Annotated in this window: 19 protein-coding genes and 1 pseudogene; 2 read left to right on the top strand and 18 right to left on the bottom strand. The window is 41.3% G+C overall.

Features of this window, described 5'->3' with window-relative positions; all coding sequences use genetic code 11:
- The first annotated feature begins 223 nt into the window (after nucleotides 1-223).
- A complete protein-coding gene (locus CU633_RS04110; RefSeq protein WP_101658457.1) occupies nucleotides 224-1,219 on the top strand; it encodes an MBL fold metallo-hydrolase in 996 nt (331 codons plus the stop codon).
- A 163-nt stretch (nucleotides 1,220-1,382) separates the two neighbouring features.
- Here the strand turns inward: CU633_RS04110 and CU633_RS04105 are convergent, their stop codons facing one another.
- The 6 genes from CU633_RS04105 to CU633_RS04080 form a co-directional block, all read right to left on the bottom strand.
- A complete protein-coding gene (locus CU633_RS04105) occupies nucleotides 1,383-3,161 on the bottom strand; it encodes an adenine deaminase C-terminal domain-containing protein (RefSeq protein ID WP_101658456.1) in 1,779 nt (592 codons plus the stop codon).
- Nucleotides 3,162-3,454: 293 nt separating this feature from the next.
- On the bottom strand, nucleotides 3,455-3,796 hold the full coding sequence (locus tag CU633_RS22715) for a hypothetical protein (protein ID WP_180954850.1): 342 nt from the start codon (nucleotides 3,794-3,796) through the stop codon (nucleotides 3,455-3,457).
- Between the two features lie 160 nt (nucleotides 3,797-3,956).
- Nucleotides 3,957-5,513: an NAD(P)H-hydrate dehydratase gene (locus CU633_RS04095; RefSeq protein ID WP_101658455.1), complete on the bottom strand. Its 1,557-nt coding sequence runs from the start codon at nucleotides 5,511-5,513 to the stop codon at nucleotides 3,957-3,959.
- A 254-nt stretch (nucleotides 5,514-5,767) separates the two neighbouring features.
- Nucleotides 5,768-6,007 (bottom strand): hypothetical protein, encoded by a 240-nt coding sequence (locus CU633_RS04090; protein WP_101658454.1) that lies wholly within the window; start codon nucleotides 6,005-6,007, stop codon nucleotides 5,768-5,770.
- 36 nt (nucleotides 6,008-6,043) lie between these two features.
- Nucleotides 6,044-6,304 (bottom strand): DUF5132 domain-containing protein, encoded by a 261-nt coding sequence (locus tag CU633_RS04085; protein ID WP_101658453.1) that lies wholly within the window; start codon nucleotides 6,302-6,304, stop codon nucleotides 6,044-6,046.
- A 57-nt stretch (nucleotides 6,305-6,361) separates the two neighbouring features.
- Nucleotides 6,362-10,621, bottom strand: a complete 4,260-nt coding sequence (locus CU633_RS04080) for a cation-translocating P-type ATPase (RefSeq protein WP_101658452.1) — start codon at nucleotides 10,619-10,621, stop codon at nucleotides 6,362-6,364.
- A gap of 166 nt (nucleotides 10,622-10,787) precedes the next feature.
- Here CU633_RS04080 and CU633_RS04075 point away from each other — a divergent pair, with 166 nt between their 5' ends.
- Nucleotides 10,788-11,327: a hypothetical protein gene (locus CU633_RS04075; protein ID WP_101658451.1), complete on the top strand. Its 540-nt coding sequence runs from the start codon at nucleotides 10,788-10,790 to the stop codon at nucleotides 11,325-11,327.
- 133 nt (nucleotides 11,328-11,460) lie between these two features.
- Here the strand turns inward: CU633_RS04075 and CU633_RS04070 are convergent, their stop codons facing one another.
- From CU633_RS04070 to CU633_RS22710, 12 genes and pseudogenes are all read right to left on the bottom strand, one after another.
- Nucleotides 11,461-11,835, bottom strand: coding sequence for a hypothetical protein (locus tag CU633_RS04070; protein WP_101658450.1), 375 nt, complete (start codon nucleotides 11,833-11,835; stop codon nucleotides 11,461-11,463).
- 265 nt (nucleotides 11,836-12,100) lie between these two features.
- On the bottom strand, nucleotides 12,101-14,218 hold the full coding sequence (locus CU633_RS04065; protein WP_101658449.1) for an RNA degradosome polyphosphate kinase: 2,118 nt from the start codon (nucleotides 14,216-14,218) through the stop codon (nucleotides 12,101-12,103).
- A gap of 66 nt (nucleotides 14,219-14,284) precedes the next feature.
- Entirely contained in the window at nucleotides 14,285-15,814 is a 1,530-nt protein-coding gene (locus tag CU633_RS04060; protein ID WP_257958474.1) for a Ppx/GppA phosphatase family protein, read from the bottom strand.
- A 197-nt stretch (nucleotides 15,815-16,011) separates the two neighbouring features.
- Nucleotides 16,012-16,278, bottom strand: a complete 267-nt coding sequence (locus CU633_RS23240) for an MATE family efflux transporter (RefSeq protein WP_308314697.1) — start codon at nucleotides 16,276-16,278, stop codon at nucleotides 16,012-16,014.
- Nucleotides 16,235-16,423 (bottom strand): annotated as a pseudogene (locus CU633_RS23235) (MATE family efflux transporter); the annotation flags it as partial. The gene CU633_RS23240 and the pseudogene CU633_RS23235, both read right to left, overlap by 44 nt.
- A gap of 275 nt (nucleotides 16,424-16,698) precedes the next feature.
- Nucleotides 16,699-17,142, bottom strand: coding sequence for a VOC family protein (locus tag CU633_RS04050; protein WP_101658447.1), 444 nt, complete (start codon nucleotides 17,140-17,142; stop codon nucleotides 16,699-16,701).
- 199 nt (nucleotides 17,143-17,341) lie between these two features.
- Nucleotides 17,342-17,938, bottom strand: coding sequence for a flavin reductase family protein (locus CU633_RS04045; protein WP_101658446.1), 597 nt, complete (start codon nucleotides 17,936-17,938; stop codon nucleotides 17,342-17,344).
- 20 nt (nucleotides 17,939-17,958) lie between these two features.
- Entirely contained in the window at nucleotides 17,959-18,426 is a 468-nt protein-coding gene (locus CU633_RS23230) for an MFS transporter (RefSeq protein WP_257958473.1), read from the bottom strand.
- A 79-nt stretch (nucleotides 18,427-18,505) separates the two neighbouring features.
- The gene (locus CU633_RS23225; RefSeq protein WP_257958472.1) at nucleotides 18,506-18,955 is read right to left on the bottom strand and encodes an MFS transporter; all 450 of its coding nucleotides are present in this window, start codon (nucleotides 18,953-18,955) and stop codon (nucleotides 18,506-18,508) included.
- Between the two features lie 36 nt (nucleotides 18,956-18,991).
- On the bottom strand, nucleotides 18,992-19,255 hold the full coding sequence (locus CU633_RS23220) for a hypothetical protein (protein ID WP_257958471.1): 264 nt from the start codon (nucleotides 19,253-19,255) through the stop codon (nucleotides 18,992-18,994).
- 28 nt (nucleotides 19,256-19,283) lie between these two features.
- Complete coding sequence (locus CU633_RS04035; protein WP_257958469.1) at nucleotides 19,284-20,372, bottom strand: sodium:solute symporter family protein; 1,089 nt, start codon at nucleotides 20,370-20,372, stop codon at nucleotides 19,284-19,286.
- 173 nt (nucleotides 20,373-20,545) lie between these two features.
- Nucleotides 20,546-21,529: an HAD family hydrolase gene (locus tag CU633_RS22710; protein WP_180954849.1), complete on the bottom strand. Its 984-nt coding sequence runs from the start codon at nucleotides 21,527-21,529 to the stop codon at nucleotides 20,546-20,548.
- Between the last annotated feature and the right edge of the window lie 279 nt (nucleotides 21,530-21,808).

Genomic DNA, 21,808 nt, shown 5'->3' with positions numbered 1-21,808 from the left:
CAAATTCTTTGAATTGCTATTATTCTCTTTAATTTTCTAATTATTTTATTTATTTTTACGAACGTCAAAAATACACAATATATTTGCTGGTTTCTTGTGTCTGTAGAAGCATTGGAGTCGACGTATTATCCTGAAAAATTTGACAGTACTCGGAAATTAATTTATGTTATCTTAAATAAACTATCGTGTTAAAAAGTAATATATAAGAAAGGAGAAATCGAGAATGTCAGATTTAAAAGCCGTGGAGACCGACGTCTTTCCCATTGTGGTTTCCGATTATAGTCCTTTAAGAAGTGTTAACTTCTTTTTGTTAAAACAGCATGACTCTCTTATACTGATTGATGCTGGACTTAATAACGGTGATTGTTGGGAAGCGTTAGAGAATACTTTGCGGAACAACGGCTTTACCCTCCAGGACATATGTAAAATTATCCTGACTCACCACCATATTGACCATGTTGGTTTGGTGAACCGGATTGTCTCAAAAAATCCTATTCCGGTTTATGCCCACTCTGCTTCGATCCCGCGCTTAAAAAGAGATCATGCCTTCCTTACTATGCGAGCAAAATTCTTCAAAAATCTTTATAGGGAAATGGGATGTGCTGAAGTTGGTGACAAATATGCGGCATATCTCGAAAAAGCCATTATTAAAAATAAAAACAATGTACTGACATGCGATATTTTTGAAATATCGGGAAACGAACTGTCAAATTTCGAGATTATTAACGTACCAGGACATTCTCCTGATCAAATTGCTTTATATGATGCGGACCGTAAGTGGCTTTTCTCCGGCGATTTACTGATTAAACATATATCAAGTAACGCGTTGGTTGAACCTGATCAATCGGGCAATAGATTAATGACTCTGAAAGAACATATACACTCTCTGGAGAAAATCTCCCGCTTAGACTTGGAACTTGTCTTTTCCGGTCATGGATCACTCATCGAATCGCCACAACAGCTAATCAGAAAAAGGCTAAATGGGATTCAGAAAAAAGCAGGGAAATTTGCTGCTTTAATACAGAATGGCTTATCATCAGCAAGCGAAATTGCCCAAGCTTACTACGGGGAAAAGTATATACAGGAATTTTCGCTTGTCATGTCAGAAGTGATCGGTCACTTGGATTATTTGGAAGTAAGTGGACAAGTAAAAAAGGAAATGATGAATGGGGTATGGCGTTATTCCGTAACCGGTCGCTCCTGTCTTGAACCCGTTTGAATTTAATATTGGTTATAAATGCAAAAAGGGTACGTCGTCTTTGAAAGATGAGGTACCCTTTTTGCTATTTCCCTATGGAAATTTCGAAATAAATAGTTATAAATCACCTACCTGGCCCGGATGTATGTCTTTATGATCCAGGAGGCTGTGAACTAAATACATTTTATTTCACAACAAGATTCATTAAGGGATTAGAAGGAAGTAATAGTTCATCTGTCTTCACTTCATACAGTCCTTTTGGGACTAGACGCAAGCCCGGTAGAAAATCACATGTCAAAAACAATAGAGTATAAAGGATGTCATGGAATGGAAAGCCTCGTTCCTGGACAGCCGCTAACAATTTATTGTGATATTCCACTGCGATATCAAATGAAGGATCTGTGGTCATCATTCCTGTCAGTGGCAACGGGATTTCCAGCACCACTTTTTCACCATCCACGATAACAATCCCTCCACCCATTTCATGTACTCTAACAGCAGCTATTGCCATCGCGTCAGGGTTTCTGCCGACTACAAGCAATTCCGTCGTTGTATTGTAGGTGGATGCCATCCCATCCAGATTTATTGCAAACCTCTCCAATATGGCTTTTGACACCCAATCGCCATCCCTATGTATTAATGCAGCGTACAGCAGACCATCATGCCCTGAGAGATCGGCGTATCCATTTAATGATGGAAGTTCTGTGTCATTCCTTTGGGTGATCACATTACTGCGAAAATACACAACAGGAACTGGATCCTTAGGTGACGATTGTGGAAATCGGTAAAGATCTTGCGATTCCAGCACCGTTTTTGAAAACGAGAATGGTTCTCTGACGACATATTTATCCCACTTGATATCTGGAAGTTCAGCAGTTAATTTTCCGTTTTTTCCGACTATTTCACCGCTGGCAATGACGAGACTCGGACGGAATTGAACAAGATCAGGTAAAAGAATGATATCAGCCCGTCTGCCAGGAGCAATGCCTCCGATATAATCATCAAGCCGGAGATAGGTTGCCGGGTTGATTGTAACCATTTGCAGTGCCGTCATCACAGGCACTCCAAGCTCCACAGCCTGTCTTACAAGTCCATCAACAAATCCTTCCTCTTCAATGAAGCCCGGGTGAGGTCCATCCGTTGTCATAATAATTCTGTTCGTGTTTACATTTCCTTCTGTAATGAGCTTTATAATTTCGGGTAAATCAGGACGAAGCGAACTATTGCGAAGTGTCGTCCACATTCCTAATCTTAACCTGTCAAAAGCTTCTCTTGCGGTGATTGCTTCATGACAGGCACTTACACCGGATGCTACTACTGCGTTTAATTTTTCAAAGGAGCAGCCGGCTGTATGCCCATCGGAAATTTTTCCTATTTCCTTTACGAAATCGATTGTTTCTAGTAAAAAAGGATCGGCATTGTACAACAACGGCCAGCGTGTTACTTCGGCCGTTCCGACAACTTCATCAAGCTGCAGGAGATCCTGGATATCTTTTTGATTATACCAGTCTCTTTCTCCAGGATAGTCTGCCTGGGAAACCAGTCTGACAAGCCATAGGAAATTTCCAGGAAGTTGCTTTAAATCAGTCAACAATTCCTTAAATCCCTTTGCGCTCATATGCAAATAAAAGAATAAATTGTCATTCACGGTCGTAGTCGTACCGAGGGGCAGTACTTTACTCGTTACACTTAGCGGATTGTACACAACCCATGGATGGGCATGGGCTTCAATAAATCCTGGCGAGATATAAAATCCATTCGCATCGATCATTTTGGTAGCTTCCCCTATTGATGCTTCACTTTCACCTACATAAGCAATACAATCCTTGTAAACAGCTACATTATGTTTAAGAAACTCTCCAGAATAAACATTGATCACTGTTCCGCCTTTAATAAAAAGATCAGCGGGACGCTGCCCTTTTGCGACTTCGATTAATTCACTTCTTGGGGCTCTTATTTTCATTTTTTCATCTCTCCTATCCGTTTTGTAGTTTGGTAGACGGGGATGCCTTTAGTTCCCTTTTCAATTCAAAAAATCAACTGGATATTCAGATATCAATAATTATGTTTTTATAACCAACGTTCATATAATATAATACTAATTTAAACTTCTTTTATATGTCAATAAGATTGACAGGGGAAGATTTATGTCATTTTGTTTTTTTGACACTGAACTTATCATATTAAAGATGACAGCTTCCACATCTTTAGGGTTGTTGTGATTTTAAAAATATTTAATTTGGCAGCCAGGACATATTACCACATCAGTTTCCCTAAACGATGCAATCTTAATAGAAACCTGAATGAAATCAAAATGGCTGCCAAAGGTTTCTTGACAGCCTGGTAATCCGTTATTTTTATGAATAGGAATTTTAAACGCAGTTTTCTAAAACCACGATCGGGAAAAAATTCATCTTCCACTTTCTTTTTCGTTTTTTCATACAAATCGGTAATTGCTTCCTCGCCGATAAACTTATTCGATAGATAATGCTGTACATCATTACTAACTTTAAAAATATCTACAATCAAATCAATTAGTTCTTTTTGATCTAGTACTTTCAGTTCTTTTTTTAATTGATTTAATTTAATTTTAGCCATTAGTTCGAATCCTCCTTTTTAAAGAATTATAATTGTGAGGAACTCTGTACTGGAATCGCAGAAACGTCTAACCTGACCTCTATCCACAAAACAAGAACACATTCAACTAGTGACGAAGGTCTCCCTGCCAGTAGAGCTTGAGGGATACCCCAAGTGTCAATTATCGTATGAATAGTTGGTTTAGCAGATCCTTAACCCCCTCAATAATATCTAGCGGCATCACCCCGTAGTGGGATAATATTCTGGCTTTTTCTTCTCCAGCCCTTGCGTGTAAATAACTTGCTGAAACAAGTGCATTTATAGGTGGTGCTCCCTGGGCAAGAAAAGAGACGATAAGGCCGGTTAATACGTCACCGCTCCCACCTTTTCCAAGCGCATCATGACCATGGGGGTTGATGAAAACTTCTCCATCCGGAGCAGCAATGATCGAGCGATGTCCCTTCAATAACAAAAAAACCTGGTACTCTTCGGCAAAGCTCCGGGCAATTTCAATTCGATTTTCTTCCACTTCTTTTACCGACTTATTCAATAGGATCGCCATTTCGCCGGGATGCGGAGTAAAAATGACCGGCCCTTTATATTCGCGCATTGCCTTTAACCCATTGCGAAGCAAATAAAGGGCATCCGCATCTACTACTATTGGCTGACCGGTAAGAGAGGTAATAAAAGATTTCATCCATTCTTCACCAGCAGGAAACCTGCTTATTCCGGGCCCAACCGCCACACTGTCAAATTGATGGAGCCGGGATGAAACTTCTTCCAAAGCGCTATCAGAAAAATGGCCATCTTTTTCAGGAAGCGGTAAAAATAAAGATTCAGGATGCAAAGCAGCCGCCATTGGATAAATGCTTTCGGGAATAGCCAGAGTTACTAATCCAGCGCCACTATGTAAGGCGGCCTTCGCTGTGAAAATGGGAGCCCCCACAAACTGGCGAGACCCTCCCACGACAAGGGCGTGCCCAAAAGTTCCTTTATGTCCATACTTCGGCCGTACTGGTATCGAATCTTTTACAAGGGATTCCGTAACCAGCCGATGCAGAGACAAGCCAAGCTCCTCTGCAATTGACGGAGGCACGGAAATGTCAACTACCTTCCACTCTCCAACGTATTTTGGACCATCATTTAAGAAAAAACCCTTTTTCGGAAAAACAAAAGTGATGGTCTTTGTTGCTTTGACGGCTACTCCTTCTACTTTCCCATCGTCACTTTCAACACCTGATGGAATATCGACAGCAATCACCAATTTCCTGCCTGCAAACTCATTTACCATCGAAATCACGTGGTTAAATGGTTCTCGAACAGCTCCGTGTACTCCTGTTCCTAACATTGCATCTATAATGATATCTGCCCGATTCAGCTCATCCCTTAGTTTTCCCAGATTATTTTCGTGAAAATGGAGTACCGGTAAGCCCCGGTTGAGGTATACATTCAAATGGCATTTCGCGTCACCTTTTATACGATCAGGTTCCACAAGCAAGCAAAGCTGGGGTTCCCAGCCTAAATCAAACAGCCTGCGGGCAATCACAAAACCGTCGCCGCCATTATTTCCTCCCCCGGCAAGTACGACCACCTTCGGATTTTGACAAGGAGAACTTGCAAGGATTTCCTCCACAACTTTCGCACCGGCATTCTCCATCAATACAACGCCGGGGAGTCCAATCTTCTCCATCGTATACTGATCCATTTGCTGCATTTCCTTTTGTCCTGCTACATACATTGTCCGCACCTCCTACTACTCGATTTATCTATATTATAGAAGGTCTTTCACATAATAAAAACGAGTTAGTTACTTACAATTGCACATGAGGAATTCATTTTTGAAGATTTGTCATTTTTTCACTTATACTTTTGTAAACAAATGTCATGTCCGCTGTTCGTTCCTCAATTGGTAACTAAACGTGATAAAAAAAGACTGCCCCAAAAAGGCAAGAGGTTTACCTTTTGGACAGCACCGCAAGTGAACCGAATTTATTAATATCGTTTCAATCTTGCAAATGAAACCAAATTCAACAAATTTATTTTACTTTCTTTTCCGACCATTTTGATATGCCTAAAACATGTGCCAAGAAACTCTTCCCAAAGTGAACCCATATCATTTTTCGAGGCTGGATCTTCGCGAAGTGTACGGATTGTGATATGCAAAGCCTCATCTAAATGCGATAGCGCCTGTTTTAGATGGGTTATCACATCGTCTTCTTGTTTATTTTGCACGGTACCCCTCCTCAGTTCTAGATCTAGATCTGTCCTTTATTTATTTTGATGTTCGACCTCATAAACTTCGCCATCGATAAATAATTCTTTATCAAGGCTCTTCTTGATCCGCTCAAATTTAACCTCAGCCGCCATATCTTCGATTCCCTCTTTTGCCGAGACAATTAAGTATTTCATTTGCCTTGTAAGATCAAGCACAATAGGACGAAGAGTATTTTTTACTACAGGCAATAAAGCCGTAGTTGCGATCGCAAGTGCTGAACCTACTACAATGCGCTGCATATTTTTTTCAAACACAGTTAGACCTCCTTCTAGTGGTACTATTTACTTTTTTGTCATCAGTGTCTCAGATACCTAAGCTGCTGCCTGATGGCCTGCAGGAAACGCCGGTCTTGTCCAAAATTTTGAAACTGGCTTAACCAACCGGGCCGAAGCTGTTGCCACTAAAAGAATAGGGGCCCAGTTCCAGAGAGGCAGGGAAACTGTTTTAAAGATTCCTGCTAATGAAGGTACATAAATAACGGCCAGAAGAGATAACCACGAGATTCCAAGGGCTTTCACCAGGAAGCGGTCTCTTGTCCAATCTTTTATTGATTCGTCAGATTCGGATTGCCTCCATGAGAACGTCTGGATCAGCTGCCCTGCCACCAACGTTGCGAACGCAACAGTTTGAGCTGCAGCCAATGTCATTCCTGCCTTCAAGCTCCAAATGAAGACGCCAAGTGATCCCAGCCCGAGGAGCGCGCCTCGCGCAACTACTTGTTTGTATAACACTCCATCCATAATTTCCTGGCGCTTTGTTTCCTTTGTTTTATTGCCCGGATTTACTGCGAGAATCATTGCAGGCAGAGCGTCTGTCAGCATGTTCATCAATAAAATTTGAACTGGCACTACTGGAAGCGGCAGTCCTGCCATTACAGCCATGGAAGTCACAAGTATTTCGGCAAGGTTTCCGCTGAGCAAGCATCCGATGGCTTTTCTGATGTTGCCGATAATTGTTCTGCCCTCTTTCACGCCATCAACTATCGATCCAAAGTGATCTTCCTTCAAAACTATATCCGCAGTTTCTTTTGTTACCTGGGTTCCTGTTTGCCCCATGGCAATCCCGATATCTGCCTTTTTTATGGCAGGGGAATCATTCACCCCATCCCCGGTCATCGCAACGATATGTCCTTTTTGCTGGAGGACCGTTACGATGCGAAGCTTATGCTCGGGTGTTACTCTTGCATAAATGGCAATATCATCGATCAAATCTGTCAGTTCTTGATCTGATAAATGATCCAGTTCCCGTCCGGTTACCACTTTTTTGTTCTCCTCATAAATTCCAATTTGTTGCGCAACAGCCAGAGCGGTAAGAGGGTGATCGCCTGTTATCATAACCGGCCTGATCCCCAATTCGACAGCTTCACGAATGCTTTTTTCAACTTCAGGCTTAGGAGGATCCATCATACCGACCATGCCTGCGTAAATAAGCCCATGATCTAGCCCATCCGCGATGTGCCTGTTTTCGTGGTTGTCCAATTTGCGGTATGCAAAACCTAATACACGCAAAGCCTGCCGGGCTAAAGTGTCATTTTGTTCAATGATCTTTTTGCGTGCCTTTTCAGTTAATTGATATGTCTTTCCGTTTTTCCGATAGTGTGTGCAATTTTTCAAAAGCTTTTCAACGGACCCCTTTGACATGAGATAACATTGTTCTTGTTTATCTTGTTCATGACAAACGACACTCATCTTTCCGCTGCCTGAGTCAAATGGAATCTCTTCTATCCGTTTCCAATGGCTATGGTTGGCATGCGTGAGCTCCCGTTTAGCAGCGACAGAAAGAAGGGCGCCTTCTGTGGGATCACCTTTCACATTCCAGCGCCCCCCGTTCTCAAGGAGCTGTGAATTATTACAAAGCAATCCAATTCTTAAAAGCTGGTCTACATCCTTTAAAGCTGTCTCAGACATCCCTTTTTCAGTATCAGACAGCCCCATTAGGGTGATTTTGCCGGCTGGATTATAACCGTCCCCGGTTACCTCGTATTCATGGTCTGCTGTTACAATTCGTTTAACCGTCATCTCGTTTTTCGTTAAGGTGCCGGTTTTATCAGAACAAATAACCGTCGCTCTTCCTAATGATTCAAGAGCGGACAGCTTACGCACCAGCGCTTTATTCTTGGCCATCCGGAAAATTCCTGCCGTAAGCGCAAAAGTGATCGTTATCGGGAGCCCTTCCGGAATCGCAGAAGCTGTTAACGCAACAGAGGTTGTCACCATTTCTGTTAACGGCACTCCCCTTAATAAACCTGTTGCAAAAACAAGTACACCGACAGCGAGAGCGCCCTTCATGAACTTTTTGCTAATAGATGTAACTTGCTTTTGAAGTGGGGTAGTATGGTCTTCATCCTCAGTTAAGAGAGCCAACAAATGTCCCATTTCCGTATTTTTTCCTGTGTGAACCACAACTGCCCTGCATTTCCCCCGGGTAATGTGCGTACCCATATAAAGCATATTGGCACGATCTGTAATAGGCACGTCGCCATTTAACACTTGGTCTTTCTTTTCGACAGGCAATGATTCCCCTGTTAATGCTGATTCGTTTACTTCCATATTCCATGCTTGGACAATACGGAGATCAGCAGGTACCCGGTCCCCTGCTTCCAGCTCTACTACATCACCAGGGACCAAATCAACGGCCGCAATTTCTTTAACAAAGCCTTCACGGACGACCCGGCAGTTTGGCGGGACAAATTGACTCATTGTTTCGACCGCCCGGTCTGCCTTTCTTTCCTGGATTGCCCCTATCCCTGCATTTATCAACAGAATCGAACCCATAATTAATCCGTCAAATAAATGTCCGGTAAATGCACTGAGAATTGCGGTAGCCGCCAAAATTTGCGTCGTAAATTCTTTAAACTGGCCGAGATACGTTTTCATCCAATGAGATCGATTTTTTGACTGCAGCTGGTTTTTTCCGTACATATGAACAGCTTGATCAACTTGCTCGGCACTAAGTCCATGATGTACGTCTGTCTTGAAATATGTTAATACCTCTTCTTCTTTCTTGGAGTGCCAAGGAATGGTATTCGGACTTACATCTTTCAGATCAGTCCTATAAGAAGAAGTAAACCTTTGCTCTGTCCAATTTTTGACCCTCGACATAAACGTCAATGACAAGGCATCTCCGATAAGATTAATGAGAGGTGCACTGATCAATAGCGGCATGGCAATAACAGTTCCTGCCATATTCCAAAGTCTGGTTACCATAAAATTTTGTTTGACTAGCCGTTTTAAATCTTTGCCATTTTGCATCGATTTTGCCACATTGGTTAACTGCTCAAACGTACAGAATGGATAGAAGGATATTACCTTGTTCCTGCCTGTAACATGACCATTAATGACAACAAGTACGTCTTCACGCCGTTTGATGTCCAGGTCATGATGAGAAATGAGTTGAACTCCATATTCTTTTAAGCTTTGCCCAAGCTTGTACGGGTCAATCTTTAATTCATTGTTTATAAACGAAGCTTTTCCGCCATTTAGAAGCCTCAAAAGTGGAACACATTCTTTGCGAATGTTCCCATTAACGGTCATAAGTGAGGCATCTTCAAAAACGACCGTATTTGTTTGGCTCAATTGATATACTGAACCATTATCAGGAATGGCCGCTTTACTTTCTATGGCCGTTTGTTCAGCCTGTTTCCATGCATATTCCGCAGATAGGGTAATTGGCCGCGGATTAGCAGCAAGCAATACGGCAAAGGCAGCTATCGGATTACGGGTAACCGCCAAAGTTGCTGCCGCTCCCAAAAAACCCAGCCTTCCTGCTTTTCGGCTGTACGCCTCTATTTCCTCAGAAACATATTCCTGATCCATCAAGCCATTTTCAGCTGACTGCATACGTTTCCAGTTCAAGTATTGGATCAAGCTTAAACCTGCGAGCACAATTAGATTTTCACGTATCAAGGCAAGGGCCAATGCACTGGCGCTCAACAACAAATCAACATTGAATTTTCGTTCTTTCCATATTTTTTGCAGTCTTCTTTTTATAAATGGATAACCTGTGCTAACTGACAAAATCGCAGCCAGATAAAACGGCACAGGATGCCTGGCCAACATCGATCGTCCGAAAAACAATTGTTTTATGCCGAGAATTCCCAGTCCTGAAACTGATAAGGCCAGTGGCAATGGAACACTGTCTGCTGGTGCCCGCGCTCTGTGATTTTCCGGAACCATTTGGAAAAAGGAGGTAACGGTTCTATGCGGTAAGCTTCCCGTCCCGGCAGGAAATTCATAAGTTGTAGCAACTTCAGACAAAGCAGATTGTTGTGTAATGGCGGAATGATGGACATCACACTCTCCCTCATTCTCTATGCTGTAATGTTGGAAAATCATTTGTTCAAATTGCGAGATGTAGAAGCACAATTGACCAATAGACAAAAGATTTTCATTATACTGTATAAGAATTTTACCGGTCACCGTACTGGCTTCCAAATGGAGAATGCCATCAATGGAGGAGAAAACTTGTTGAAATTGAAGGGCAACATTACGATCATTCTTTAAACCATACAGTTCTGCTCTTAATCTGCCAGCAATTGCGTGGTACGACCTTTTCTTAAAACTTGGTTCCATTTCAGTACTTAGCAACTCCTTCTCTTATGACATTTATCTCTTTTTCCATACTATTTTGAGCCTAATTTGCCAGCCTATACATGTTTTATACAAAAAAATATTCCTTGATGGATATTTTGCAGTTTTTTTGGAAAAGCTACAATGAAGAACAAGAGGAGGTCTTGACATGTTTAAGCGCTTATTTTCATTGAATAATCCACTTGGCATTGCCCTCACTGCGGCTGCCATAATACTGTCATTATCACCCGAAGCAAGGAGAGGTACCAGAAAGGCACTGGTAAAAGGGGCTGCTGCGCTACTGTCGGTTGGCGATCAAGTTAAAATGTTAACTCTCGGCGCCAGAAAAGAACTAGGGACCATTGTTGCGGATGCAAAAGTTGAAAAAGAGCAAATGGCTCTGCCAGATTTTTCAGACATGATGAAAAATGTTAAAGATACCACCAAGTCAAAATACAATCAGGTATTCGATGATATGAAACTGACGAAGGAAAAAACTCCCCATGCTATGGAGATAAGCGAAGAGCTGATGGATCATACAATAAATCAATTCGGGGATGAAGCTGCGCGCAAAGCACCTGTTGGAAAAAAGACGCATAAAAAAGCGGCACAAAAAAATAAAAACCATCAAGCAACTGGCAATGTACAAAACGTTTTAAGCGACAAGGCTTTTAATTCCATGATTGGGAAACCGCCTATCCAAAACTAAGAGGAATGAATTGGTTCCTCTTTTTTTCATTTTACAAGACATATTGTCGGCCAGTGCTTGTCGGGGCTGTACAAGGCGATTGCGCTTTTCTCATGAAAAAGGCTTTTGCAACCGCCCTGCAAAAGCCAATTTTTCAGTTCAGATCCGGGGAAGCATCTTGATCATGTAATTGTGGGGTTTGATTATGCATCAAGCGGTTGTTAATAAGCAGCTGATTATTAAAAATAATATTGCCAGCCTGGTATCCTGCATAATTACCAATCGAATTTCCGATTATACTTCCGATAATAGTTCCTATTATCGTTCCCGGTCCAGGCATGATTGCTGAACCGAGAATAGCTCCGTATTCAATGCCCGCCATAATACCAAAACTGCCGGTAAGATTTTTTGAAGTATTGATGGCATACTCTTTTTTATTCATATTGCCCGAAGTCATGGCTTGCGTGTCCCTTAATTGTGCCATTCCTCCCGAAATTACTCCGGCCCACAGTGATACACCTTTAAACATCGATAGAACCCTCCATGTCCAGCTCCAGCGCCTGGAATCTCGAAGTCATAGTTTCTTGTAGCGGCTCCTGCAGCACTCGTCCTATGTTTGCCGGGTCCTGAGCACTAAGGAAAAATGATTTTCGCAGGAACAAGCGCGTTTTTTGCTTGTTCCGAAGGCGCTTGCGCTTTTTTCTCTATTAATATAACCATTTCATCCAAAAACATGTTAACTTCAGAAAAAATGATTAACGTAAAGTTACAGAAAGCGTGTCCTATTTAACCCTTTATGCTTCATCATCAGTTACCTGGTATGCCATACCCAGAAAGATCATTTGGCTGTCGATCTCCTGGTCATCAGCATTTCTTGTTACATAAGAATAATTTCCATATTGGTCTTGTTCGCGAGCTTTAACATTATCACTTAGTTGAATAGTTAGTATTTTTTTCAGCCGAGCCTTCAGCTCATCGTTGATAATAGGAAATGCAATTTCAACACGTTTTTCCATGTTGCGCGTCATTAAATCAGCGGAGGAAAGGATCATTTTTTCTCGGCCATTGTGATGAAAATAGAATATTCTGCTGTGCTCTAAATAACGGCCAACAATACTGATGACCCGGATATTGTCACTAACCCCTTTGATCTTCGGACGAAGGCAGCAAATTCCCCGCACAATGAGATCGATCTTGACTCCAGCCCGTGAAGCTTCATACAGCTTCAGAATTATTTTTTTGTCTGTTACTGAATTCATTTTCGCAATGATCCTGCCATTCCCAAATTGCTGATGATACTCTATTTCCTGGTCAACCAATCGAATAAAATGTTTACGAATATCCATAGGGGACACATAAAAATGCTGAAAGTCCGGCTTTTCCATAAAACCGCTTAAATAATTAAAGAAATTTGTTGCATCTACCGCGAATTCAGGATTTGACGTAATCAATCCTAAATCAGTGTAAACCTTTGCCGTTTCTTCATTATAATTTCCAGTTCCCAGATGGACAAACCGTTGAATAGTTTCATTCATTTTACGGACAATGAGCGTGATTTTGCTATGCGTCTTCAAAAACGTCTTCCCGTAAATAACATGGCAGCCTGACTTCTCAAGCTCCTTTGCCCAATGTACATTATGCTCCTCATCAAACCGCGCTTTAAGCTCAACAAGAACAAGCACTTGCTTCCCGTTTTCAGCCGCCTTTTTTAAATTTTCGATTATCGGGGAATTTTCACTCACCCGGTAAAGAGTTTGTTTAATGGCCAGCACATTGGGATCGTCAGCAGCACACCTGACTAAATCTATAACAGGTTCAAAAGATTCATAAGGATGATGCAGCAGGATATCTTTAGATGCAGCAATATCAAAAATATGTTGCTGCTCGCCGTTTATAACCTGGATAAGATCCTGCGCAGGCTGGGGAATATACGTTTCAAAAATGAGATGTACCTTTAAAGGAGCAATTCGTTTGTAAAAACTGAATAAAAACGTTAAGTCAAGAGGACCGTTTATCAAATAGGTATCTTTTGCGTGTATTTCCAATTCATCTAATAAATAAGATAATATTTCAGGATCAAAGAAGTCTTTTGCTATTTCTAAACGGACGGTCGCTCCCCATTTTCTCATTTTCAACTCTTCTTCAATTTCCTCTAACAGGTCTCTTGCGCCCTCCTCGTGTATTTCTAAATCTGCGTTCCTGGTAATGCGAAATTGTGTCACGGATTCAACATGTAAACCATGAAACAGTTTATGTACAAAGTGGCTTATCAGATCTTCAATTAATACAAATTGTTTTTTGCCATTTTCAGCTTTGTTTGGAACTTCTACAAACCGTGCGAACCCTCTTGGTACTTGCACAATAGCTAATTTTTTCGTGTCAGTTGATACTTCATCCTTTTCGGATAGAACAACTGCAAGATTCATGCTTTTATTGGACAACAAAGGAAAAGGCCGATAAGCATCAATTGCCATCGGTGTTAATACAGGAAAAATAACCTCGTCAAAATGCTGTTCCAGGTAAATTAATGCATCTTGCTGAAGTTCCCTTATTGAAAGAAAGGAAACATCTTCGTTTTCCATCAACGACAGTAGATGTTTATAAGTGCTGTATTGCCTACACACCATTTCATGGGTAAGTTTTGTAATTTCAGTTATTTGTTCTTTCGGTGTTAATCCCGCTTTATTCTCAGGCTTCATAAACCCTGCTTTTATCTGATCCTTGAGACCGGCAACCCGAACCATAAAAAACTCGTCAAGATTTGAACTGAAGATGGCCAGGAATTTGAGCCGTTCAAGTAATGGATTCCGTTCGTCCATTGCTTCTTCCAGGACTCGGTTATTAAATGCCAGCCAGCTAAGTTCCCTGTTATTAAAAAATGCAGGTTGATTCAAGTCAATGTTCTGTTGCATATTGATCTCTCCCTTTACGAATGGGGATATTTTCACACGAATTTCTTTTACCCTTCACGTCAAAAGCTAACTTGGAAATTTAAAATGCAAGCTTATATTTTTCCCCAGGGCATGTTCTAAATGCTTGACCTGTTTTCCCGCTGCCTGTTGTTCCACTTGCCAGCTCTTATTGCATAAAAGCTCCATATTAATATTATCTTTTCCTTCTATAAATCGTATATCCTGAACAATTTCTCTTTTTGTACTGCTTAAAATGAATGAAAATTTTAATATTGCTCCAAGGATCTTTATTTTCTGTTTATCTTCATTAGTAAACCATTCTCTAAACGGATTAATATTCTCTTTAAAAGACTTTTTTGAATGATAGGAAGCCAATAAAGCCAGTTTAATCCGGTCCCGATGGGAAAGTCCATCAATATTGCGGTTCGATAACAGATAAAATGTATGTGCACTCGCTGAATCTCTTTCGAAAAATTCTCCTAATTTATAAATAGAGCTGGCATTTCTTAAATCATTTAAATCATTCCCAGTCAATTCAACCAGTTCGTTTTTACTGATGGAGTTGAAAATCATCTCAGCGGTTTTAGCTGCCTGAGACCTTTTATCCATATCCAAATCATATTCAATTGCCATTTGATAAAGGCTTTTCTGAAGCGGCTGCTGACTTGCGTCCTCGCTCCCATCATTCATTAGCTTTTCATATAAAAGTCCGTCCCTGATTCCTTTTCGGCTGAATTGAAAAAATGGTGCATTTACGATCCGATATATCGACAGAAATACTTCAATAGCAGGAATGATAATGTCTGAACGTTCTTTAGAAAGCCCTTCGACATGTTGGATTTCTTCATAGGTTAAAGAAGATAATTCTTCTTGTACCGTCAAAATATCTTGTAAATTAATCTCATATTGATGGATGGAATCAATTGGATAGTTTTTGATTGCCTGATCCATTTTCGCTAAATTTCTCGCGCTGCCGCCAATACCGATAATTGGCAGCCGGCAATTTTTTAGCCAATCAATTTCCTGAAAGTTAGTTTTTAAAAATGAAGACAGTTCGGATATTTCTTCAATAGAAGGAATTTTCTCTTTGATAAATTGTTGTTTTAAGTTGATTACCCCAAAAGGAAAGCTATGGGATTGCATCATTTTTCGATTTGAGAATAGGGTAATTTCCGTGCTGCCCCCGCCAATGTCAATCGTTATTCCATCTTTCAGATAAGTAGCGTTAATGACACCAAGGAATCCGTAATACGCTTCGGATTCTCCTGGTAAAACTTCGATGGGAAACCCGATTTTTTCATTTATCAATTGTTTTATTTCCAGCTGATTTTTCGCCTTTCTTATTGCGGCAGTGGCAACCACTTTGATTGATGTGACTTTATGTAAAGAGACAATTTCTTTAAACACGCTTAAAGAGTCCAACAAGATATTAAGACCTTCATAGGTTAATATTTGCTCATTGTTCAGGTAGTTTTGTAGCCGGGCTGAAACCTTAATATTCTCAATTTCCTTCAAAATACTTTCCGCTTTATAATTGTAAATAGTCAGTCTGATTGTATTAGAACCAATATCAATTACGGCTAATTTTCTTCCCATGTTTATCATCCTTGCTTTTTTATTGCCCTCTCCCAGAAGAAGGTATGGGTTGTTGGTTTCCCTCCCATTAAGATATACCTATAAGATACCCAAAGACCATCATTTTGAAAAGCAGGCTTTATGAACCGTGTTGTATCAGCCCTGCCAGCCTTTATTCACTCTTTTCAAAAATTACCTGCCTGTCCCATTTCCCAAATCTATAATACAGAAATGCAATAATGCTGCTGATGACAAAGCTTGTTCCCATCCCGAGCGCAATGCCTTTTTCCCCGGACCACGCCGTTCAGGATAAAATTAATGCCTAGAAACGGGTAGAAAAAGGCGACCACTTTCAAATATAAGGTCCCAAACTCCAGGGCCCCTTCTTCCTGAATGAAAAGCCTGATGCTTTCACGTGCAAGCAGGAACGTGATGGCAGCATAAGACGGTAAAAATAACCGTCGCGGACACGGAGATTGCGCCAAGTGCGTTTGCCCCGAGAAGATTCCCAACCCAAAGGCTGTCAATAAATTGATAGGACACCTGCAGTATATTTGTAAGCATAATTGGTGTCGAAAAAACAATCAGCTGCTTATATATGCTTCCAGACGTAAAGTCATGCTGTGACATATAATTCACCTGTTTCCTCAATAAGTACATCTTCTATTATTACCCTTTGATTCGCTAAGAGCTAATATTTTGTTTTGAAAACGCATTCGGTTTTGGAAAGGTTAAAAAACATAGTTCTTCTATATCTTTAAAGCAATGTCACTTCCCTGTCATATTAGTAAAGACCCGCTCTGCATATAACAAAGCGGGTCTTTACTAATATGACAGGAATGGATGGGAGATTAACCTTTCTAATTCAAATGTAAACAAACTGATTTGGTATAACATGTAAACTATTACTGATCTTCAATCACCAACATATTCGAATCGTCAAATTGCCAAAACTCTCCGTATGCAACTTCCCAATAGTAGCCATCAAGGTCAGTGAAATATCCGCCATACCCTCCCCAGTCTGTTCTTGTCGGTTCTTTTTTTATTTCCGCGCCAGCTAATTCTGCCTTCTTCAAAATGTCATCCACTTCTTCACGATATTTTGCATTATAAGCTAATGTGATCCCTGAAAAACCAGGAGCTATCGCAGGAGGATTGTCTTTATTAACATCTTTGGCTAACTCATCTAAAGGATAGAGAGCAATTCTTGACCCTTCATTTTTAAAAAAGATAATGTCAGGGCTTGATTCTTCTCCCCTTATTGATGTTTCAAAGCCAAGTTTTTTATAAAACTCATGAGACTTAACGATATCTTTGACGCCAAGTGTGATGATATTTAGTCTGTTCATTTCAGGTCCCCTTTATCATAAATTCTACTATATCAATTCTACATTTCTTTTAAAAAACCTGTTCAATGATCCTTTGTAACTTAAGATAGCTGCTCAAACGACAATCCAATATGCCATGAGTGTTTTTATCTCAACAACAGAAAACATCCATCCAGAGTAATGTAGATGACCGTTATCCAATAAAATTCACTTTTGATAGTTATCTCGGCAATTGAAAAAACTCGCTACATTCGCTGTAATTTCCGGCTAACCGGCCAAGCGGCTTAAGCTTTTCAAGGTTGACTTTATAGTTTCCAAGGTAATACTCGTCATCAATATGGTATTCTACCACTCTTCCAATGATCAGATGGTCGCTGCCAAGCTGAATGATCTGTTCTAGTGTACATTCAATATTGATAGGAGATTCTTTTACTCGCATTGGCCGAATTGACTCACTTTTTATAGGAGTGAGTTTGGCCGCAGTGAATTCATCCACATGACTTGGAAGATTTTCTGAACTTGTATGCATTTGGTTGGCGAGCTGTGCCGGCACGACATTGACGACGAATTCCTTGATTGAACGAATGTTGACCAAAGTATCTTTTTCGGTTCCCTCCCTTTCCCCAACACCTGGTCCGATCGATATACACAGCATCGGCGGTTTGCGCGAAGCGACGGTGAAAAAGCTGAAAGGTGCGAGATTATGTATCCCTTCTTCAGAAATGGTCGATACCCATGCGATTGGCCGTGGCACAACCGATCCGGTCAATAGCTTATACATATCTTTCGTGGAAAGTTCATTTGGATTAAATCTCACTTGGTTTGTCCCCTCTTCTTTTATAGTTTGCTTCCCGCATATTTGAACTTACGTTTTTCCTGTTGATGTATGATCATCAGAATTAAAAGAACGACAATCATTAAGGCAGCAATGAAAAACCACCCGATCGCGTAATTCCCAGTTTCGTCCACCAATAGTCCGAATAATGGAGGCATCACAATGACACCTGCCGATCCAAAGAGGATGCTGAAACCACTTGATATTCCTGCCTGTTCTTTTGGGACAAGTTCAGACGCCAAGTTCATCCAGATCCCATTGAATCCAGAAATCGCGAACCCAAAAATAGAGATGATCGGTGCTAGCGCCCAGAATGAAATGGTTTCGGGCAAAATCGCTACCGTTACACTACAAATAGCGGTAATAATTCCAATCATCAGTAAAATAATAATCCTTTTTCCGTTATAGAATTTATCGCTGATTATTCCCCAAGCAACTCTTCCAGTCGAACCGCTTATCTCGGAAACCACCAGTAATAAACCGGATAGAACGATAGAAAAATGACAGCCAGCGGCAGCAACAACAGGCTTGCAAGTGCAGCCCCTCCGGTTACTCCTGTTTGTTTGATTCCCATGGCAGTCCGCGTTGTTTTAACGAAAACCAGTAAGTAATTCCGCGGGTAGTGACTGGGTGCATCGCCCCATAACCAAGCCCCCCCACGACGACGAGCAGTAAAACTAATGAAAACTGCGAGGTAATGGTTATTGCCAAAAAACTTGTTGAGGTACAAATAGAAATTAACAAGAGCAGTTTTCGTGACCCGAACCGGTCAGCAGCAAAACCGGCAGGAATGGAAGCAAGCGATTGTCCAAAAAATAAGGCAGCCGGGAGCAAACCAATTTGAGGGTTCGTAAGCGAAAGGTCCATGCCTATTAATACGCCCAGTGGACCAAGGCTTCGCCCAATAAAAGCAACCATAATCTGCGCGGCAAGGAGCCAGATCAGCATGCGCCATGGCTCCCCCACATCAACAAACTTAACTTTTAATAACAGATTCATATCAGATCATCTCTTATTCAAAATTTGGCTGCTTCTTTAAGCCCTCATTTCTAAAGTAGCGATTTCCTCTTCTTTAAGCGAATCTTTCGCAGTTGCAGGAAGAAGTAGTGAACCAACGACACAGACAAAAAAATTTAATCCCAACCCGAGGACACCGCCGTGGATACCCCAGACCGTTTTATAGCCTGTCAAGGTTAGTAATCCGGCAAGAATCGCCCCAAACAGCATTCCCCAAAAAACGGCTCTTCCTGATAATCGCTTCCAATACAGCCCAAGAACAAAGGCAGGGAAAACTTGCACAAGCAATTCAAACTTAAGGACGAAAATGTCATACAGGGTTCCAGGCAATCCATAACAATATTATGACTGCAATAATTCCACCAACCTTCCCGACCATTACCTTCTTATGTTCAGATGCGCGGGGACTGATAAACTTGCCATAAACGTCATTGGAAAGCATGGATGAAAAGCTCAACAAAACTGAGTCAGCTGTTGAAATGATAGCGGCAACAATTCCCCCGAAGAATATAATCATCATCCAGTAAAAGAAAGGATTGATCGCGGCAATTTCATTCGCCATTAACCCTACCAGCTGTTCTGAGCCGTTTTCCCCGAGGCCGGGGTAAAGCATGAGACCAATGATGCCGACCACAAATACAAGCCCTGTTGTGATCGGAGGCATCCATGCCATTCTTGCAAAAGAGTTTTTCAGAGTCTTTTCACTTTCCGCCGAGTAGATCCGCTGGACGGCATGCGGGTAAATAGAAGCGCCCAGCCCGACGAGAAGGAGCATGCTGAACCAATTGATCGACACATCCATTGACGGCACGGCAATTTTGGCCGGCTCTGTCTCGGCGACAAACCTGGTAACCTCAGAAAAATTCCCGCCGACAAGATAGAGCGCTCCCGCAAGAAATACGAAAATCCCGATCATGAGGATAACTCCCTGCAATACATCTGTAAATGCGACCGCCTTCATCCCACCCATCCACTCATAAATGAGCATGACCAGCACAAAGGCGATGACGGCAATTTCGTATGGAATTGTTCCACCTGTCATTCCTGAAACAGCCTGACCAATTGCGACAAGCTGTTCGAGCAAGTAGTTCCCCAGCCCCCACAGCATAATGAAAATACTTAGCAAAGTGACAGCTTTTGATTTAAAGCGAAACTGCAGCCAATCGGTTGGCGTCACGAAATTCTGGCGTTTTGATATGACGTACAGCCTCGGTGCAAATAATAAGTAGATCCCAATAATCACAGTCGTAAAGGAGATCGACTGAAGCCAGGAAAAGCCGGTTCGATAAGCAGTCGGAGCATAACCCACGATGGTATTCCCGCTGTATTGAGTGGCATAAAGAGTAAAAAATAGGGCGATAAAACCGAGGTTTCTGCCGGCTAAATAATAATTTGACAAACTATGATGTAAATCCTTTTCGCCGCGTCCTGAAAAATAACCGATACCAGCATGGCAATAGCAAAAACACTCAATATGATAATTCCATCTGGACCTGCAAAGGTAAGCTTCATACAAAGTTGAACTAACGCTTGCATTAAACCTGTTAGATTTTCTTATATGTTTTTTTCGTTTTAGCGATAAGAATTGCTAGGTGCTGCTTTAAGTTCACGCAACACAGGAATTAATTCAGAAATATTTTTCACGACTTTGTCTGCATAGCCTTTTTTGCTTATTCCATGCGGATCAATTAAGATTGTTGAACATCCGAGCTCCTTCGCCGGAAGAATTTCATTGATCCAGTTATCCCCGATGCTTAATACTTCATGAAATTCAGCTTGAAAATGATCTTTTATTTCATTAAAGCGTTCCACGGTTCGTGTTGGTTTTTGCCCCTCAAAAACTTTCTTGTCAAAGACGTTTTCCAGACCTAGCTTTGAAAGGATAACTTCACTATCCTTCTTGGGACTGTTAGTTAATAACACTGACTTGTAACCACTCTCTTTTAAGTTCCAAAGTGCTTCTCTAAAACCGGGTACTCTTGTCATCACAAATTCAGGATCCATCATATATCTTCTAATTTCGAGGAAGGCTTCCTGGGAAGCTTCACCACCCAGCCCATAATGACGTGCAATTGCAGAAGGGACCCACCATAAATCGCCAATACTGATCATGTGCACTAAATCCAGCGTAATGGGCTTAGGATATAAATTCATGATCTCTGCATCAGATAATGGATGGCCATCCCATCTGTAACCTGCTTTTACAATATTGTGCTCTTGTATCAGGACTAGATCCCGTTCAATATCATACACCGTCCCAATCTTTAGGGTATGGTTCCCCTGGACTGATAATTGATAGTCTTCCCAAAAAGAATTTCTAAGTTCGGATGGCAGTTTACTTCGGAGCTTCTCAGCATAATAATCAAAATGGTGAGTGTCTTCATATAGCGTGCCATCTAAATCAAATACAATTACTTTGAGTTTGCTGTTTATCATGTTTTCCTCCATTTTCAATCCGACTGAAACGGCAGCTTGTTGTAACGTTTGTCGAGTTCCACATATAAACGAATTCCCTTCACGATCTTCACTTGCTCCTGGGTTATCAGGAATAACCATGATCAGCGCCTCCGGGTTGCCTTCTCCCCAAACCATGCGTGATCCATGCTTGTAAAGACCGCATTCTTGGCAATTTTTAAGGCTATCGGGAACTGGTTCTTCCGGCCATACAACAGGGCAAAAATCGGACATGCAGCTTTCACCTCTTCAGGTGTTTGGTGTGATCAAGCTTAATGTGCCCGCGTGCAAGGTTTATTAATATAACGGTGATTCAAGGATAAATACAAAGTTTCCTCTAATCTTTCTTTTGTTAATTTTCAGAACTACAATCAATCTGTG

The organism is Bacillus sp. V3-13, assembly GCF_002860165.1.
In the GTDB taxonomy this organism is placed as follows: Bacteria; Bacillota; Bacilli; order Bacillales; family Cytobacillaceae; genus Bacillus_BJ.
This window is presented reverse-complemented; position numbering and strand designations above follow the sequence as displayed.

Bases quoted from the DNA above. Each gene is read 5' to 3' on its own strand.
- CU633_RS04110 (WP_101658457.1), top strand. From the start codon at position 224: ATGTCAGATTTAAAAGCCGTGGAGACCGACGTCTTTCCCATTGTGGTT.
- CU633_RS04105 (WP_101658456.1), bottom strand. From the start codon at position 3,161: ATGAAAATAAGAGCCCCAAGAAGTGAATTAATCGAAGTCGCAAAAGGG.
- CU633_RS22715 (WP_180954850.1), bottom strand. From the start codon at position 3,796: ATGGCTAAAATTAAATTAAATCAATTAAAAAAAGAACTGAAAGTACTA.
- CU633_RS04095 (WP_101658455.1), bottom strand. From the start codon at position 5,513: ATGTATGTAGCAGGACAAAAGGAAATGCAGCAAATGGATCAGTATACG.
- CU633_RS04080 (WP_101658452.1), bottom strand. From the start codon at position 10,621: ATGGAACCAAGTTTTAAGAAAAGGTCGTACCACGCAATTGCTGGCAGA.
- CU633_RS04075 (WP_101658451.1), top strand. From the start codon at position 10,788: ATGTTTAAGCGCTTATTTTCATTGAATAATCCACTTGGCATTGCCCTC.
- CU633_RS04070 (WP_101658450.1), bottom strand. From the start codon at position 11,835: ATGTTTAAAGGTGTATCACTGTGGGCCGGAGTAATTTCGGGAGGAATG.
- CU633_RS04065 (WP_101658449.1), bottom strand. From the start codon at position 14,218: ATGCAACAGAACATTGACTTGAATCAACCTGCATTTTTTAATAACAGG.
- CU633_RS04060 (WP_257958474.1), bottom strand. From the start codon at position 15,814: ATGGGAAGAAAATTAGCCGTAATTGATATTGGTTCTAATACAATCAGA.
- CU633_RS04050 (WP_101658447.1), bottom strand. From the start codon at position 17,142: ATGAACAGACTAAATATCATCACACTTGGCGTCAAAGATATCGTTAAG.
- CU633_RS23225 (WP_257958472.1), bottom strand. From the start codon at position 18,955: ATGAATCTGTTATTAAAAGTTAAGTTTGTTGATGTGGGGGAGCCATGG.
- CU633_RS22710 (WP_180954849.1), bottom strand. From the start codon at position 21,529: ATGGTTATTCCTGATAACCCAGGAGCAAGTGAAGATCGTGAAGGGAAT.